This window comes from Pseudomonas sp. S11P7, assembly GCF_023195435.1.
Lineage (GTDB): Bacteria > Pseudomonadota > Gammaproteobacteria > Pseudomonadales > Pseudomonadaceae > Aquipseudomonas > Aquipseudomonas fluorescens_G.
The window spans coordinates 5,086,108-5,100,699 of sequence record NZ_JALPKS020000002.1 but is presented as its reverse complement, the minus strand read 5'-3'; the positions used below and the strand labels follow the sequence as shown (position 1 = coordinate 5,100,699).

General features: G+C 59.9%; 8 protein-coding genes and 1 pseudogene. 6 read left to right on the top strand and 3 right to left on the bottom strand.

Annotated features, from left to right (window positions below):
• The first annotated feature begins 12 nt into the window (after positions 1-12).
• Entirely contained in the window at positions 13-858 is an 846-nt protein-coding gene (locus M0746_RS29600; RefSeq protein WP_446731308.1) for a methyl-accepting chemotaxis protein, read from the top strand.
• A 67-nt stretch (positions 859-925) separates the two neighbouring features.
• On the opposite strand, the gene M0746_RS23380 is transcribed toward M0746_RS29600, so the two are convergent.
• From M0746_RS23380 to putA, 3 genes are all read right to left on the bottom strand, one after another.
• Positions 926-1,624 (bottom strand): hypothetical protein, encoded by a 699-nt coding sequence (locus M0746_RS23380; protein ID WP_208939025.1) that lies wholly within the window; start codon positions 1,622-1,624, stop codon positions 926-928.
• 175 nt (positions 1,625-1,799) lie between these two features.
• Positions 1,800-3,602 carry an acyl-CoA dehydrogenase gene (locus M0746_RS23375; protein WP_258450743.1) on the bottom strand — a complete coding sequence of 601 codons (1,803 nt, stop codon included), beginning with the start codon at positions 3,600-3,602 and terminating at the stop codon, positions 1,800-1,802.
• 166 nt (positions 3,603-3,768) lie between these two features.
• Entirely contained in the window at positions 3,769-7,722 is a 3,954-nt protein-coding gene (gene putA, locus M0746_RS23370) for a trifunctional transcriptional regulator/proline dehydrogenase/L-glutamate gamma-semialdehyde dehydrogenase (RefSeq protein WP_258450742.1), read from the bottom strand.
• A gap of 457 nt (positions 7,723-8,179) precedes the next feature.
• Here putA and putP point away from each other — a divergent pair, with 457 nt between their 5' ends.
• From putP to M0746_RS23345, 5 genes and pseudogenes are all read left to right on the top strand, one after another.
• The gene (gene putP / locus M0746_RS23365) at positions 8,180-9,664 is read left to right on the top strand and encodes a sodium/proline symporter PutP (protein ID WP_258450741.1); all 1,485 of its coding nucleotides are present in this window, start codon (positions 8,180-8,182) and stop codon (positions 9,662-9,664) included.
• Between the two features lie 348 nt (positions 9,665-10,012).
• Positions 10,013-12,027 (top strand): annotated as a pseudogene (locus tag M0746_RS23360) (type VI secretion system Vgr family protein).
• Entirely contained in the window at positions 12,017-12,730 is a 714-nt protein-coding gene (locus M0746_RS23355) for a DUF4123 domain-containing protein (RefSeq protein WP_258450740.1), read from the top strand. Before M0746_RS23360 ends, M0746_RS23355 begins: the two are co-directional and overlap by 11 nt.
• Before the next feature lie 331 nt (positions 12,731-13,061).
• Entirely contained in the window at positions 13,062-13,379 is a 318-nt protein-coding gene (locus tag M0746_RS23350; RefSeq protein WP_258450739.1) for a hypothetical protein, read from the top strand.
• A gap of 279 nt (positions 13,380-13,658) precedes the next feature.
• The gene (locus tag M0746_RS23345; RefSeq protein ID WP_258450738.1) at positions 13,659-14,495 is read left to right on the top strand and encodes a 23S rRNA (adenine(2030)-N(6))-methyltransferase RlmJ; all 837 of its coding nucleotides are present in this window, start codon (positions 13,659-13,661) and stop codon (positions 14,493-14,495) included.
• The last annotated feature ends 97 nt before the right edge of the window (positions 14,496-14,592 follow it).

The following is a 14,592-nucleotide window of genomic DNA, read 5'->3' as shown; positions in this document are numbered from 1 at the left end:
AGTCAGCGCGCGATGATCGGCGAAGTGCTGACCACCAGCAAGAACCTGCGCACGGCCGTGGGCCAAGTGGCGAAAGTAGTGGAAAACACCGCCGAGCGCTCCGGCCGTCAGCAGGAAATGACTGATATGGTCGCCACGGCAGTCCACGAAATGGGCCTGACCGTGCAAGAAATCGCGCAGAACGCCGGCAACGCCGCGTTCGCCTCGCAAGCCGCCCGCGACGAAGCTTTGCAGGCGCGGGAAGTGGTCGGCGGCTCGATTCGGCATATTGAAAGCATGTCCGACGAGATCGGCGTGGCGGCGGGCGCGGTCGGTGAGCTGGCGCAGCAGGTCGCGTCCATCGACTCGGTGCTGGCGGTGATTCGTGGTGTGTCTGAACAAACCAATCTGCTGGCGCTCAATGCCGCAATCGAAGCCGCGCGCGCTGGGGATATGGGCCGTGGCTTTGCGGTGGTGGCCGATGAAGTGCGCACTCTGGCGCGTCGCACCCAGGCCTCGACGGACGAAATTCAACAAATGATCGGCAGCCTCAAGCAAGGCGCGGAAAACGCCGTGTCGTCGATGCGCACCGGGCAGGCAGCGACCGGCACCGGGGTTGAGTCGAGCCAGCGCACCGGCGCGTCGTTGACGGCAATTACCGGACAGGTCGAGCGCATCAGCGACATGAACCACCAGGTGGCGACGGCAACCGAAGAACAGTCGGCGGTAACCGAAGAGATCAATCGCAACGTGCAGGGGATTTCCGATCTGGCCCGAGCGACGGCGGGGGAGGTTCGCGCGTGTCGGGAGGATTGCCGCATGCTGCAGACGCTGGCCGATGATCTGGCGCGGCAGATGGGTGGATTTCGTTTGAGCTGAGTTAACTCTGGCTTTCGTGGAGAGTCGACGCGCCTCAAAGGCGCGTCCGATTCACTTGCATTTCACTTCAGAAAAGCAGAATTTCTCGTCCATAAAAATCGATGCCGCCAATGGTCTCCAGATAAAACACCCGCTTCTCCCGGACAGTCCACACTTGCTGGCCCTCGTGATAAGTATCACCCGCTGCGACTGTTCTAAACATATCGTCGCTGTTGAAATCCGTAGTGCTGAGATAGCTCGAACGCGGAGTGACAACCATGGCTTGATAAAGATTTGCACCCTTCTTGATATAACGCTTTTCGGTGACACGCTCAGCAGATGGATCTTTGACAACGTCATTGACCCGTGCTGAAAAAACGAACTCTTCTGCGGTTAGATTGACGTACGGATCAATTAGCAGCTCTGAGTCTGCGCCGCCATATACCACTGCTCGCCACTGACTGGCGCTGATGAAGGTGTAATCCTTGTAAGCGACGCGATTGACCGTCTCATAGCGGTCCTCCGCCGTAATGATCTCAAACATTGCTGTTGCCGTTGTCTCGACAGCCGGTATTGAGTTATCCGGCGCTGTCGTGATGCTGATCAGCGATCGCTCATCAGAAAGACGATGGTGGTTTTTGCTGATGACAGTTGAAACCGAGGAGTCCTTGTTAGTCCACACCGTGCCGTTTCGCATTCCAAATTGCGAAATCGAGGCAAGGACGCAATAGTCCTCTGTTACCAGTCCGGCAAGTTTGATGGTTTGATCGGCAGTCTGGTTGTCCATGTGGCTTGCTCTTTCCAGGGTAAGAAGAGGACGTGAAGTCCGAGTTTGCCGGGCAAAGTTCAAACTACATGTCTGGCCAAACCAGCCTACTGCGCGGGACCCATTTGCACACCTGTCAAACATGACAGGTGTGCAAAGCCCGAAAACGTGTTTTGTCCGAGCGCAGGCGCTTGAATCAGAACCACGCCTCCCGCATCCCCAGACACGTATCATCCCGCGCCTCGAGCAAGTCCAGCTCATGCTGGCAACCCGGCACTTCCCACGTCAGGAAATACCGCGCCGCCTGCAACTTGCCTTTGTAGAAGTCGACGTCCGCCGCGTTGCTTCTGGCCAACCCTTCTTCGGCGCGAATCGCCTGCTCCAGCCAGCGCCAGCCAATCACCGTATGCCCGAACACCTTCAGGTACAGCGCCGAGTTCGCCAGACTGCTGTTGACCTTGCCCTGCGCCAGATCGCTGAGCAAACCGAGGGTCACGGTTTGCAGGCGGGCCACGAGTTTTTCCAGCGGCACACGCAGCGCGGTCAACGATTCATGCGCGGTTGCCCGTTCGGCGGTCGTGGCGATCAGGCGGATCAGTTGTTTCAAGCCTGCACCGCCGTTCTGCGCCAGTTTGCGCCCGAGCAGGTCAAGCGACTGAATGCCGTGAGTGCCTTCGTGAATCGGGTTCAAACGGTTGTCGCGGTAATACTGCTCAACCGGGTATTCCCGGGTGTAACCGTGGCCGCCGAGAATCTGAATCGCCAATTCGTTGGCCTTCAGACAGAACTCCGAGGGCCAGGATTTGACGATCGGCGTGAGCAGATCCAGCAACTCATGGGCCTGTTTACGCTCGGCTTCGGTTTCCAGCGTGGTGGTGTCATCGAACAGGCGCGCCGCGTAGAGGCCGAGGTCAAAGGCACCTTCGACGTAGGACTTTTGCGTCAGCAGCATGCGTCTGACATCCGCGTGCTGAATGATCGCCACCGGTGCGGTGGTCGGGTCCTTGCTGTCCGGCACCCGGCCTTGTGGCCGTTCGCGGGCGTATTCCAGCGAATACAAATAGCCGGCGTAACCGAGCATCACCGCGCCCATGCCGACGCCGATACGCGCCTCGTTCATCATCTGGAACATGTAGCTCAAGCCGTGATGCGGCTTGCCCACCAGATAGCCGACACACTCGCCGTTATCGCCGAAGTTCAACGCCGTGGATGTGGTGCCCCGCCAGCCCATCTTGTGAAACAGCCCGGCCAGCAGCACGTCATTGCGCTGGCCGAGGCTGCGGTCGTCGTTGACCAGAAACTTCGGCACGATAAACAGCGAGATGCCTTTAACCCCCGGTGGGGCGTCCGGCAGCTTGGCGAGGACCATGTGTACGATGTTTTCCGACAGCGGATGGTCGCCGCCGGAAATGAAGATCTTGTTGCCCTTGAGGCGATAAGTGCCGTCGGATGCAGGCTCGGCGCGTGTACGAATATCCGACAGCGACGAACCGGCGTGCGGCTCGGTCAGGGCCATGGTGCCGAAGAAGCGCCCGTCGATCATTGGCTGCAGGAAGCGCTGTTTCTGCTCCTCGGTGCCAAAGCTTTCGATCAGGTTCGCCGCACCCATGGTCAGAAACGGGTACGAGGTCGACGCCGCGTTGGCCGACTGGAAGTGTGCGAAGCACGCTTGTGACAGCAGGGTAGGCAGCTGCATGCCGCCAGCCTCGAAACTTCTCGCGGCGTTGAGGAATCCGGCTTCAAGGAAGGCATCCACCGCCGGTTTGACTTCGGGAATCAGAATCGCCTTGCCGTCTTCATAGCGCGGCTCGTTCTCGTCGCCCTTGCGGTTATGCGGGGCGAAGTACTTCTCGGCGATGCTGCGCGCGGTACCGATGGCGGCGTCGAAGGTTTCACGGTTGTGCTCGGCAAAGCGCTCACGCCGGGTCAGGCCCTCGGCATCGAGGACTTCGTACAGCTCGAAAGCCAGATTGCGGGAACTGAGCAGCGTCTCGGACATGGTGGCTTACCTTAAAGAAAGTATGCCGCAGTCTAGGTAGGCCCATAAAAATGGGGAAGGAAGATAGATAAGGGTGATGGGGCGGCACAAGCCACAAGCTTCAAGCTGCAAGTAAGAGCAGTTTGCTTCTACTTACAGCTTGCAGCTTATAGCTTGCCGCTGCTGCTTAACCTATTGTCATCAGACTGGCATTGCCTCCGGCAGCAGCCGTGTTAACACTCAACGCGCGCTCGATCACCAGACGCTCCAGCGCAATGTTGGTCTCGCCCTGGGACAAGCCCTGAACCCCGACAATCGCACCGGCACGCTTGGCGATCTGCTGGCAGACGCCGCGCAACTGGTCGGAGTGGCCGTGATGCAGAACCGCATCGAATACCACGTCGTCCTTGTTCCAGTCGGAAACCAGTTTGATCCGCGCCTGAATCTCCTTCGGCAGGCGTGCGAACAAGGCCTTGCTGATGTCGGACTCTGGCCACACCGCCGAACCGCCCACTGCCAGTACCGCGGCCAGCTGCGTCAGCAGATCGCCTTCGACTTCCGCCAGGCACAGCACATGCTCACGCGGCAGGATGGCATAGCTGTTGCGCTCGCCGGTCGGGCCGGCCAGTACGCGGGTGATGCCGCTCTGCGATTGCGCAGCGTACTGCACGCACAGAGTGCTCAGGTCGGCGTACTGATTGCTTTCGGCCCAGGCTTTCAGCGCGGTCAGCGGTTTGCTCATGGCGTCGCGCAAGCGAACGTCCGGCGCTACGACGGCATCACCGCGAGCGAAGGATTGTTCGATGGCGTCGGTAGGACGTGTCGACAGCAGACGGTACAGGTACAGCGGGCCACCGGCTTTCGGACCCGTTCCCGACAGGCCTTCGCCGCCGAATGGCTGCACGCCGACCACGGCACCGACGATGTTGCGGTTGACGTAGACGTTACCGGCGTTGACGTTGTCGATCACCTTGGCGATGGTTTCGTCGATGCGCGTGTGCACACCCAGCGTCAGGCCGTAACCGGATGCGTTGATCTGGCCTATCAGTTGATCCAGCTCTTTGCGCTTGTAGCGCACCACGTGCAGCACTGGCCCGAAGATCTCGCGCTGCAATTCGTCGAAGCTTTCCAGCTCGATCAGGGTCGGCATGACGAAGGTGCCGCGTTTGACTTCTTCGCTGTCGGCGATCGCCACTTGATATACGGTGCGACCTTTGTCGCGCATGGCCTGGATGTGCTTGTCGATGCCAGCCTTGGCTTCGGCGTCGATCACCGGGCCGATGTCCACGGACAGACGCTCAGGGTTGCCCAGACGGCTTTCCGCCATGGCCCCTTTGAGCATTTCGATGACGCGATCGGCGGAATCTTCCTGCAGGCACAGGACTCGCAGCGCCGAGCAACGCTGACCGGCGCTATCGAAGGCCGACGACACCACGTCGATTACCACTTGTTCGGTCAGCGCCGAGGAGTCGACGATCATTGCGTTCTGGCCGCCGGTTTCGGCGATCAGCGGGATTGGACGGCCCTGGCTGTCAAGACGACCGGCAATGTTGCGTTGCAGCAGACGGGCCACTTCGGTCGAGCCGGTGAACATCACGCCTTTGACGCGCTCATCACCCACCAGGCCGGCGCCGACGGTTTCACCGCGACCGGGCAGCAGTTGCAGCACGCCCTCTGGAATACCGGCTTCGAGCAGCAGGCGCACGGCCTGAGCGGCCACCAGCGGAGTCTGTTCGGCCGGTTTGGCCAGTACCGGGTTACCGGCAGCCAGCGCCGCAGCGACTTGACCACTGAAGATTGCCAGCGGGAAGTTCCACGGGCTGATGCACACCACAGGGCCCAATGGGCGGTGGGCGTCGTTGCTGAAATCGTTGCGTGCCTGCACCGCGTAATAACGCAGGAAGTCGACCGCTTCGCGGACTTCGGCGATGGCGTTGGCGTAGGTCTTGCCGGCTTCGCGAGCCAGCAAGCCCATCAGCGGCTGGATCTCGCCTTCCATCAAATCAGCGGCACGTTCCAGAATCGCCGCGCGTTCGGCCGGCGGCGTGGCCTGCCAGATCGGCGCGGCGTTGAGCGCGCATTGGATGGCGTTGTCGACGTCTTCGACGGTGGCTTCCTGAACGTGACCGACCACATCGCGATGATCCGACGGGTTCAGCACCGCGGCCGGCGTTTCGTTGCTCGTCGCGCAGCCGAGCATCGGCGCGGCTTTCCAGTCGTTGTGGGCAGTTGCCAGCAAGGCGCAGGACAGCGACGCCAGACGATGTTCGTTGGCCATGTCGATGCCGCTGGAGTTGGCGCGCTCGGCACCGTACAGGTCACGTGGCAGCGGAATGCGCGGGTGCGGCAGACCGAAACCACCTTCCACGGTCGCCATCTGCTCGATCTGCGCCACCGGATCGGCGACCAGTTCCTGGATCGAAATCGACTGGTCGGCGATGCGGTTGACGAACGAGGTGTTCGCGCCGTTTTCCAGCAAGCGACGCACCAGATACGCCAGCAGGGTTTCGTGTGTGCCGACCGGCGCGTACACGCGGCACGGACGGTTCAGCTTGCCTTCGGCAACTTTGCCGACAACCTGCTCGTAGAGCGGTTCGCCCATGCCGTGCAGGCACTGGAATTCGTACTGGCCGGGGTAATAGTTCTGACCGGCGATGTGGTAAATCGCCGACAGGGTGTGGGCGTTGTGCGTAGCGAACTGCGGGTAGATGGCTTCCGGCACCGACAGCAGTTTGCGTGCGCAAGCAATGTAGGAAACGTCGGTGTACACCTTGCGGGTGTAGACCGGATAACCTTCCAGACCTTCAACCTGGGCGCGCTTGATTTCGCTGTCCCAGTACGCGCCCTTCACCAGACGAATCATCAGGCGGTGACGGCTGCGGCGAGCCAGATCGATCACATAGTCGATCACGTACGGGCAGCGCTTCTGGTAAGCCTGGATGACGAAACCGATGCCGTTCCAGCCAGTCAGTTGCGGCTCGAAGCACAGGCGCTCAAGCAGATCCAGCGACAGTTCGAGACGGTCGGCTTCTTCGGCGTCGATGTTCAGGCCGATGTCGTATTGCTTGGCCAGCAGGGTCAGCGACAGCAGGCGCGGGTACAGCTCGTCCATCACGCGCTCGTACTGCGCACGGCTATAACGCGGGTGCAGTGCCGACAGCTTGATGGAGATGCCCGGGCCTTCATAAATCCCACGGCCGTGGGAGGCTTTGCCGATCGAATGAATAGCTTGTTCGTACGACGCCAGGTACTTCTGCGCATCGTGTTCGGTCAGCGCCGCTTCACCGAGCATGTCGTAGGAATAACGGAAACCCTTGGCTTCGAACTTGCTCGCATTCGCCAAGGCTTCGGCGATGGTTTCGCCGGTGACGAACTGCTCGCCCATCAGGCGCATGGCCATGTCGACGCCCTTGCGGATCATCGGCTCGCCGCTCTTGCCGATGATGCGGCTCAGCGACGACGTCAGGCCGGCTTCGTTGTGCGTCGAGACCAGTTTGCCGGTCAGCAGCAGGCCCCAGGTTGCGGCGTTGACGAACAGCGACGGGCTGTTGCCCAGGTGCGGCTGCCAGTTGCCGGTGCTGATCTTGTCGCGGATCAGTGCATCGCGAGTGCCCTTGTCCGGGATACGCAACAGCGCTTCGGCCAGGCACATCAGTGCCACGCCTTCCTGGGACGACAGGGAAAATTCCTGCAGCAGACCCTGAACAATGCCCGCGCGGCCGCCAGCACTTTTCTGGTTACGCAATTTTTCCGCGATGGTTGCGGCAAGCTTGTTGGTGGCTTCGGCCATCGCTGCCGGTAGACGTGCCTGCTCGATCAGCATCGGCACCACTTCTGGCTCAGGGCGACGGTAAGCAGCAGTGATCGAGGCGCGCAGCACCGATTGCGGCAGGATGCTTTCGGCGAATTCGAGGAAGCATTGGTGAGCGTGATCGGTATGGACTTCACCGGCGTCGTCGGCGTCCTTGGCGGTCAAACCGTTCAGCTCGGTCAGGGTTGCACCACCCTCGAGTTTTTCCAGGTAATTGAAAATTGCCTGCTTGATCAGCCAGTGCGGCGTGCGATCGATCGAGGTTGCGGCAGCCTTCAGGCGTTCGCGGGTCGGGTCGTCGAGTTTGACCCCAAGGGTGGTGGTAGCCATATTTTTATCCTCATGGTTGCCACAGTTGCGTGGCATCAGCTGGCGGCAAGATTAGCCGTGCGCCGAATGAGGTGCAACCGGGTGCAACCCTTTTTTGTCGGAAAAAACCGCAACTCGTCAGGAAATAAATTCCGCGACGAAACTACTGCTCCTGCTTGGTGCTTTTGCTTCTAGCAAAGGGCCATGACTGCTACAAAAGGGAGCAAAAACACGGCGATTGTCGGTAATTCCGACTGGGTGCAACTTATTCTCATGAAATTGGTTGCACCTCATTTGATTTGTTGCATAGCATTCGCGCCCAAGGTGCAACCGGATCTGATCCGGTGTACCGGCTGATGGCTTTCCTGGGGAAACATCAGTCATAAATGCGCGGGATCCCGGATCGTCTGCCAAACGTCGTCGTTTGCGTGCGGTTCATCACCGCCGCTACATAAAAACAAAGCCAGGGCGTAACTCAATGAGCGTAAGCAATCCAACCCTGATCACGTTCGTGATCTACATCGCAGCAATGGTGCTGATCGGCTTGATGGCCTATCGCTCCACCAACAACCTTTCTGACTATATTCTCGGTGGTCGCAGCCTCGGCAGTGTCGTCACTGCGCTGTCTGCCGGTGCCTCCGACATGAGCGGCTGGTTGCTGATGGGCCTGCCGGGCGCCATCTACATGTCCGGGCTGTCCGAAAGCTGGATCGCCATCGGTCTGGTCATCGGTGCCTACCTGAACTGGCTGTTCGTTGCCGGCCGTCTGCGCGTGCAGACCGAGCACAACGGCGACGCCCTGACCTTGCCGGATTACTTCGCCAGCCGTTTCGAAGACAAGAGCGGCCTGTTGCGGATCATCTCGGCGATCGTGATTCTGGTGTTCTTCACCATCTACTGCGCTTCCGGCATTGTGGCCGGTGCCCGTCTGTTCGAAAGCACTTTCGGCATGTCCTACGAAACGGCGCTGTGGGCCGGTGCGGCGGCAACGATTGCCTATACCTTCATCGGCGGTTTCCTCGCGGTGAGCTGGACCGACACCGTACAAGCCACGCTGATGATCTTCGCGTTGATCCTTACGCCGATCATCGTCCTGCTGGCCACCGGCGGCGTCGACACCACGTTCCTGGCGATCGAAGCCAAGGACCCGAGCAACTTCGACATGCTTAAAGGCACCACTTTCATCGGCATCATCTCGCTGATGGGCTGGGGTCTGGGCTACTTTGGTCAGCCGCACATCCTTGCGCGCTTCATGGCCGCGGACTCGGTGAAATCGATCGCCAAGGCGCGTCGCATTTCCATGACCTGGATGATCCTGTGCCTGGGCGGCACCGTGGCGGTGGGCTTCTTCGGTATCGCTTACTTCTCGGCGCACCCGGAAGTGGCGGGCGCGGTCACCGAAAACCCTGAGCGCGTGTTCATCGAACTGGCCAAGATCCTGTTCAACCCGTGGGTGGCCGGTGTCCTGCTGTCGGCGATTCTGGCGGCGGTGATGAGCACCCTGAGCTGCCAGTTGCTGGTGTGCTCGAGCGCCCTGACCGAAGACTTCTACAAAACCTTCCTGCGTAAATCCGCCTCCCAGGTCGAACTGGTCTGGGTCGGTCGCGCCATGGTCTTGCTGGTTGCGTTGATCGCCATCGCGCTGGCCGCCAACCCGGAAAACCGCGTACTGGGCCTGGTGTCCTACGCCTGGGCCGGTTTCGGTGCCGCGTTCGGTCCGGTGGTGCTGATTTCCGTGATCTGGAAAGACATGACCCGCAACGGCGCACTGGCCGGCATCATCGTCGGTGCCGTCACCGTGGTGGTGTGGAAGCATTTCGAACTGCTGGGTCTGTACGAAATCATCCCGGGCTTCATCTTCGCCAGCCTGGCGATCTACTTTGTCAGCAAGGCCGGCGAGCCGACTCGCGGCATGGTCGAACGCTTCCAGGCAGCGGAAAAGGATTTCCATCTGAACAAGTAAGGCGCTGAGCTTCGGCTCACATCGAACGGCCCGTATCCGAAAGGAGACGGGCCGTTTTTTATTGGCTGTGATTTCTCACATGCATTGAAGAACCCTGTGGGAGCTGGCTTGCCAGCGATGGCGGTGTGTCAGTCAATGAATAAGTTGAATGTGCTGACCTCATCGCTGGCAAGCCAGCTCCCACAGGGTTTTGTGGTGTTTGTTCGGGTTTGTCTGTAGTCGGATGTGCCAATTTTCAGAGGTTTTTCGACAATAGAAGTAGGGCAAATCTGATTTTCTCGTCACCCGTCCAACACCCCTTGCCCCTCATGCAGAATCGCCCGCCCTCAAACAGCAGAGAGACATCGGATGTTCGCGCCTGCCAATCAACCGCGTTTCACGTTGACCCTCGAAGGCGCCCGGCATGAGTTCAAAGTCCTTGAGTTCACGGGCAAGGAAGCCATCAGCCAACCCTTTCGTTTCGAGCTGGAACTGGTCAGTGAGCGACCGGATCTGGATCTTGAGAGCCTGCTGCACTGTCAGGCGTTTCTGAGCTTTGATGCGGACGGTTCCGGCGTTCACGGTCAGATTTATCAGGTCAGGCAGGGCGATTCCGGGAATCGTCTGACGCGCTATCACCTGAGCCTCGTCCCGCGTCTGACGTATCTGGGACACCGCATCAATCAGCGAATTTTCCAGCATCAGAGCGTGCCGCAAATTGTTGCGCAGGTGCTTAAGGATCACGCGATCCTTCGTGGTGCGTTCGAGTTTCGGTTAGGCAGCGAATACCCGGTTCGTGAGTACTGTGTGCAATACGCCGAAAGCGATTTGGCATTTATCCAGCGGTTATGTGCCGAGGTGGGTATTCATTACCACTTTCAACACGGCCCCGACGCGCACGTATTGGTGTTCGGTGATGATCAGACGGTGTTTCCCAAACTGGCCACGCCGACCCTTTATCTGCCGGGCAGTGGCATGTCTGCCGGCGCCCCGGCGGTTCAGCGTTTCAACGTTCGTGTGGAAACCCGCACCAGCGTGGTTACCCGGCGCGACTACAACTTCGAAAAGCCCCGCCTGCACCTGCAAAGTCGTATCGACGGCGAGCAGCGCCCGGTGCTCGAGGACTATCACTTTCCCGGTCAATTCAATGATCGGGAAACCGGCAAGCATCTCGCCCAGCGAGCACTTGAACGCCATGTCGCCGATTACCGTCAGGCCGAAGGTATCAGCGATGAATCCGCGTTGGTTTGCGGACATTTCCTGCAACTGAGCGAGCATCCGCGCCACGACTGGAATGACCTGTGGCTGCTGACCGTCGTTGAACACCATGGCCGCCAGCCGCAAGTGCTGGAGGAGTCGGTGACAAGCGATGGCGAAGGCTTCCAGGGTTACCGTAATACTTTTCTCGCCACGCCGTGGGACGTGTTCTTCCGCCCGCCGTTGGGGCCGGACAAGCCGCGGATGCTCGGCTATCAACCGGCGGTTGTCACCGGGCCGAAAGACACGGAAATCCACTGCGACGAGTATGGCCGGGTCAAGGTGCAACTGGCCTGGGATCGCGACGGTGAATTGAATGAGCATTCCAGTTGCTGGCTGCGCGTTGCCAGCGGTTGGGCCCATGATCGTTACGGCAGTGTGTTGATTCCGCGAGTCGGCATGGAAGTGCTGGTCGGTTTCATTGATGCCGACGCCGACAAACCTTTGATCGTGGGTTGTCTACCCAACGCGGCGACGCCGGTGCCGCTGGATTTGCCGGCCGACAAGACTCGTAGCATTTTCCGCAGTCAGAGCAGCCCCGGCGGTGGCGGCTACAACGAACTGCGCATCGAGGATAAGAAAGGCGCTGAGGAAATCTATCTGCGCGCCCAGCGTAACTGGACGCAGCATGTGTTGAACGATCAACAGGTGCAGGTTGATAACCAGCGCAGCATCGTCGTCACCGGCACCGCGCGGCATGAGTTGAAGGCTGATGAACAGCGCATCACCCACGGCCAGCGCCAGACCGAAGTGAAGCAGGACGATCATCTGAGCGTGACCGGCGACCGTCATGTTCGTGTGAGTAATCAGGCGATCAGCGCCAGCGGGCAATTCCACGTCAGCGCCGGCCAGCAAGTGGTCATCGACGGCGGCGCGAGTGCGACGATTCAGGCAGGCGGGCAGTGGATCAACATCGGTCCCGGGGGATTTTCAGCAGCGTGCCGATCGTGGTTGGTGGCGCGCCGATGGTAGCGCTGAGCGCCGCGCCGGTCGTGCCGGGGTCGCCGGAAAAACTCGCCGCCGCGCCGGCTGCAGCGCTGACCGCCGCGCAAATCATGAGCTTCAAGGGCGACGCGCCATTCTGTGAGGAGTGTGAGCGCTGCAAGGACGGTGTCTGTGCAGCCTGATTTGCTGTCACCGGCCGATTGGCTGGCGCACGCGCCGTTGCAGGCCGGCGAGCAATTATTTGCGGTCTTCAGCCATGCCAGCGCAGCCAGACCGCCCGGGGCCTGGCTCGATGCGGCGACTCCTTTATGGACTGACACGATCTATGCCGAGTGGGATGCTGTGATGCCTTGCGTGGGAATCGTCAATGCTGACAGTGAGTTTTTGCGTTGGGTCGCCAACACCGAGTCGCGTGATTGGGGTTGGCTGGTGGTTTCTTCGGCAAGTCTGGAGGTGCTTTTCGAACATTTCCGCAGCCTGACTCAAGTGCTGATGCCGAACGGCAAATCGGTGTTCTTTCGCTTTTGGGACGGGCGCTTCCTGTTGCCGATTCTGCAGGCCGATGAGGTGGATGCACGGCAACTGTTCCCTGTGGTCAGTCGCGCCCTGATCAACGGCCAGGCGCTGCACATCGGTGGCGCGGCGCAGACTTCGGGTATGGTCTTTCCGTGGTGGCGGGTGCCGGAATCGGTGCTGGCGCAGGAGGGCAATGCTGTTCGCACGGCCAATGCGTTGCAGTGGTTGAGCGAAGAAGGCCCAGCGATATATGAAGCTTTTCCCGAGGCCGTTCTGCGTTGCAAGGTGGGGCAGTTTTTTCAGCTTTCGATGTCGGAAGATTCTTCGCAATCGGCGTTGCTGGCGTATTTGCTGGCAGAGCTGGAATGACATTTCGGGGCAATGGCCTCGGAGATTTCCTTCGAGTCGCGGCGGATTGCGTGAACTGGTGGGCGGTGGGTTGCAGGGATAGTCTTTTCGTTGTCACTGCGGGAGTGGTGACAGGGTGTAGGAACCCTTGCTTTCATGGCGTTACAGTTCGTTGGATTTTTATGGCGCTTGATTCAAGTCCGTAAGATCGTTCGCGGCGGCTGTGCGTGGGACACGCTTCGGCGTGACCGAGGTCCATGATTGCTCGGTTCCTACTCTTGCGCACAGCTGCCACCCAAACCTGTAGGAAGGTTAATTGGCGGCTCACCTTTATCAATCATGGAGCTGACAAATGACCAATATGCATCCCGATCCACCCTACGAAAAAATCATCCCTCACCCGAACAACCGCTTCATGGCGCTGACCGACAACTGCAGCGACATGCCGACCCTGTTCATCGACACCCACGTGCCCCTCGACATCCTCATGGACGCCGCCAATCACCGCCTGCGCGCCGTGATTCAGGTTCTGGAAAACATGTGCATGCGCGGCTCGGTCGAATGCGACTCCGTCATCCTCAGCGACTTCGCCCGGCTCTGCGTGATCCCGTTGCGTGATGGTTGTGATGTGCTGGATGTGATCGGCTCGCGCTTGCGCGCGATGCCTTAAAAGCAAACCCCCTCACCCTAACCCTCTCCCAGAGGGAGAGGGGACCGATCGAGTTGTCTGGCAGACGTTTATCGACCTGCGACTTCAGTGGTGAGCCTGGCTATGCCAAGCCAGAGGTTCCGTGGTTCTTTCAGGTCGGCGCAGGGGGCAAGATCACTCGGTCAGTCACCTCTCCCTCGGGGAGAGGGCCAGGGTGGGCAGGCTTTCGTCCGCTCGGCCGCCAACCCCTGACTTGCCACGCGGTAAAAGGTAAACTTTGCGCCCTTCGCAGGAGCAGCCATGAATTATCGTCACGCCTTCCATGCCGGCAATCACGCCGATGTGTTCAAACACCTGACCTTGACCCGCCTCATCGCCCTGATGTCGCGCAAGGAGCAGCCGTTTGCCTATCTCGACACGCATGCCGGCATCGGTCTGTACGACTTGCAGGGCGATCAGGCCAACCGTACCGGTGAGTACCTGGAAGGCATCGCGCGCTTGTGGGACCAGCCGGATCTGCCGGCACTGACCGTTGACTACATGAAAGTGCTGCACGAGATGAATCCGGACGGCCAGTTGCGTTATTACCCGGGTTCGCCGGAGCTGGCGCGGCGTCTGACTCGCCCGCAGGATCGAGTGATGCTCAACGAGAAGCACCCGGAAGATGGCGTGCTGCTCAAGGACAACATGGCCGGCGATCGTCGGGTGAAAGTTCATCTGGGCGAGGGTTGGCATGTCGCGCGGGCGATGTTGCCGGTGCAGGAAAAACGCGCCGTGATGTTGATCGATCCGCCGTTTGAACAGCTCGATGAAATGCAGCGCTGCGCAGCGTCGATGAAAGAAGCGATCGGCCGCATGCGCCAAACCGTGGCGGCGATCTGGTATCCGGTGAAGGATCAGCGCGCGTTGCGGCGTTTCTATCAGGACCTGGCCGGCACCGGTGCACCGAAATTGTTGCGCGTGGAACTGCTGGTGCATCCGCTGGATACGCCGAACAGCCTGAACGGCTCGGGTCTGGCGATTGCCAATCCGCCGTGGGGGCTGGAAGAGGAATTGCGTGAGCTGCTGCCGTGGTTATCGAAGAAGCTTGGCCAGACTCAGGGTGGCTGGCAGATGGATTGGCTTATAGCGGAATGAAGTTGTTAGCTACAAGCTACAAGCTGAAGCGAACACAGCACTTGCAGCTTGAAGCTTGCCGCTCGCAGCTTTAATTGATCGTTCCCACGCTCTGCGT

Bases quoted from the DNA above. Each gene is read 5' to 3' on its own strand.
- putA (WP_258450742.1), bottom strand. From the start codon at position 7,722: ATGGCTACCACCACCCTTGGGGTCAAACTCGACGACCCGACCCGCGAA.
- M0746_RS23380 (WP_208939025.1), bottom strand. From the start codon at position 1,624: ATGGACAACCAGACTGCCGATCAAACCATCAAACTTGCCGGACTGGTA.
- M0746_RS23350 (WP_258450739.1), top strand. From the start codon at position 13,062: ATGACCAATATGCATCCCGATCCACCCTACGAAAAAATCATCCCTCAC.
- M0746_RS23345 (WP_258450738.1), top strand. From the start codon at position 13,659: ATGAATTATCGTCACGCCTTCCATGCCGGCAATCACGCCGATGTGTTC.
- M0746_RS23375 (WP_258450743.1), bottom strand. From the start codon at position 3,602: ATGTCCGAGACGCTGCTCAGTTCCCGCAATCTGGCTTTCGAGCTGTAC.
- M0746_RS29600 (WP_446731308.1), top strand. From the start codon at position 13: ATGATCGGCGAAGTGCTGACCACCAGCAAGAACCTGCGCACGGCCGTG.
- putP (WP_258450741.1), top strand. From the start codon at position 8,180: ATGAGCGTAAGCAATCCAACCCTGATCACGTTCGTGATCTACATCGCA.